We start from the raw sequence: 1,824 nt of genomic DNA on the forward strand, positions 1-1,824 counted from the left end.
AGACCAGCTAGTTAAAGTCAACTATTTAATTTAAATTTGTTTAAAGTTATTTAGATTAATTTTTTGCACAACAAAAAAACCGTTTCAAAAGACGAACGATGGTAAAAAAGGTAGGTAATAAAATAAATTAGGCAGCTATAATAGTTTTATTCTCTAAAAACATTTTCTGGTGTAATTTAGGGTCTCTAACTTGGTACTCTTCTTGATTTCTTAAAACAGCAAATAGGTATTTGATAAGTTTGTGCATAACTGCAACTAAAGCTACTTTTGCCTTCTTGCCCTTTAAGTTTTCTTTATAGTATTTAAGTAAAACATGATTAGTGGCTTCTCCATTACGCTTCACCCTAATAGAAGCTAAGGCAGCAGCATATAGAGCTCGTCTACCAAACCTTGTACCACGTTTGGACATTTTAACTCTATCGCCCTTAAACTTACCTGATTCATTAACAGCAGGATCAACTCCGAAGAAAGCGACAAGTTGCTTAGGAGTTATAAATCTATCAATGGCACCAATTTCGGCTAATATTGTTATTGCTGTATTATATCCAATTCCTGGTATAGACATTAGCAACAATATATTTTTACGAAAAGCAAGAGACATTTGATCACTGTTTATGAAGCCTTCAATTTTTGCTAAAAGCGTAGCTATTTCACCATCAATAGCCTCGTAGATAGCTATAGTAGTTGTGATAGAAACTGATAACCATGGTGACGGTATACTAACAAATTGAGCGTTTTCAGCCGATTCTATGAGCTTGGTGTACTTTTTTTCAGCCCAATTAACACCCTTTCTGGAATTAAGCAAAATATCTATAATATCTTGCTTTGGAGCTGAAATAAATTCCTGTGGATTAGGATACTTTTTCAATATATTAATTGAAACTAATCCACAGGTGTTAGAAAATACATTTTGATATCCACTAAAAGTTATGCACAAAGAACTACTAAGTTTCTTTTTAAATACTGACCTAGTATCAATAAGTTTATAGTAATCGCGTACTAGTAACTTTAGAGTTAGAATTTTGATGTCGGAGTCGGATGAAACCTTGATATCTTCAAATTTTCCTAAACTTGCGATAGATAATGCATCATTTCTATCATTTTTCACTTTCCTAATGTCTTTATTTTTGTTACAATTAGTAACAAGAGGATTGATAACGAAGGTTTCGAAATTGTTATCCTTTAGAAAGTGGAAAAGAGTTAGATGATACACGCCTGTGGACTCCATAAAGAACACAGGCTTTGTGGAAAACTCTTCTTCTGCTTTTTTTATTTGCTCAAGAAAGTACTTGAATCCCTCCGCAGTATGGAAGATTTTAAAAGGCTTCCTAGATTTACTGCCGTCAGGCGCAAGGACTGCTACAAAAGAGAATTCAGAAGCAACATCGATGCCTACTACAAGACTATTTAAGTATTTTGACATATATAACATCTCCTTTTGTAAAAGTGAGATAGAGTAGAGATTCCACTTCTATCAATGAGGCTGCAACCTCGTTTGTGACACGGGTAGTTCCAAAATTGGAAACCCAACCAGCTAAAACACAGAAAACTCACTGATGGAATGATACGCTATTTTACGAGTATTGGTAATTACTTACCTCTCAGGGGGATCACATCTATCTTCTCTAATCAGGAGATATTATATCATTGTGGACTAACTGGTTTCCAGTATCCAATATTAGAAATTGACAATAATCAGAATTAAGATAAGAGTAATTAAAATTAATTTATGAGTTGCGAACATTAGTTAAGATATGAGTGATAAGATTCGTAGTTATTATTACTGATTTATTATCAATGCTTACAACTACATTATACGAGGGG

Annotated in this window: 1 protein-coding gene; it reads right to left on the reverse strand. The window is 33.4% G+C overall.

The window, feature by feature from the left end:
• Window positions 1–127: 127 nt before the first annotated feature.
• Complete coding sequence (locus tag KPL55_RS25535) at window positions 128–1,423, reverse strand: IS110 family RNA-guided transposase (protein ID WP_216309561.1); 1,296 nt, start codon at window positions 1,421–1,423, stop codon at window positions 128–130.
• Between the last annotated feature and the right edge of the window lie 401 nt (window positions 1,424–1,824).

The sequence above is a fragment of the Clostridium lacusfryxellense genome (assembly GCF_018861735.1).
Classification (GTDB): Bacteria; Bacillota; Clostridia; order Clostridiales; family Clostridiaceae; genus Clostridium_AD; species Clostridium_AD lacusfryxellense.